At 67.5% G+C, this 692-nt stretch carries 1 protein-coding gene; it reads left to right on the top strand.

Annotated features, from left to right (window positions below; genetic code table 11):
• Nucleotides 1-128: 128 nt before the first annotated feature.
• Nucleotides 129-692 (top strand): pilus assembly protein N-terminal domain-containing protein (locus tag GTP69_RS30840; protein WP_202424645.1); only part of this gene is annotated, 564 nt, incomplete at its 3' end.

Raw genomic sequence — 692 nt, forward strand, 5'->3', positions numbered from 1 at the left:
GCCAGCGCCAGCTGCGGCGGCGCCGCGCCCGCGTGCCCCGCGCGAGCCCGCCGGCGACAAGATAGAAGTGATCAAGGGCCTGGACCGCAGCTCACAACAATTTTAAAGATAACCAGAGAGACTGATTGATGACCGTACTCCATCCTGCCGTCTTCGGCGTCCTGCTGGCCACCACGTTGGCACTGCCGCCAGCCCAGGCGGCCGCAGTCAAGGCGCCGGCGGCCGCGCCGGGCCAGACTTCCAGTGTCGAGCTGGGCGCCCAGATCGCCCTGTCGGAAGGCAAGTCAACGCTGATGCACCTGCCGTTCCCGGCGGCCCGCCTGGCGGTCGGCAACGCCCGCGTGGCCGACGTTATCCTGATCAATCCGAACGAAGTCTACCTGCTGGGAAAAACCACCGGCACGACCAACCTGATCGTCTGGAACAAGGCCAACCAGGCCACCATCATCGACATCGTCGTCGGCCTCGACACGGTGGCGCTACGCCAGCAGTTCGACCAGTTGTTCCCGACTGAAAAAGAGATCCGCATCACCGTCTCCGGCGGCGCCGTCATCCTGACCGGCACCGTGGCCGACTCGGTGCGCGCGGCGCAGATCGTCTCGGTCACCAGCGCTTACCTGCAGCGCAATAGCAGCACGGGCGCCAACGGCGCTGCACCGGCCGCAGCGGCGGGAGCGGCGGCGGCGGCTGCC

Source organism: Duganella levis (assembly GCF_009857605.1).
Taxonomy (GTDB): domain Bacteria; phylum Pseudomonadota; class Gammaproteobacteria; order Burkholderiales; family Burkholderiaceae_D; genus Rugamonas; species Rugamonas levis.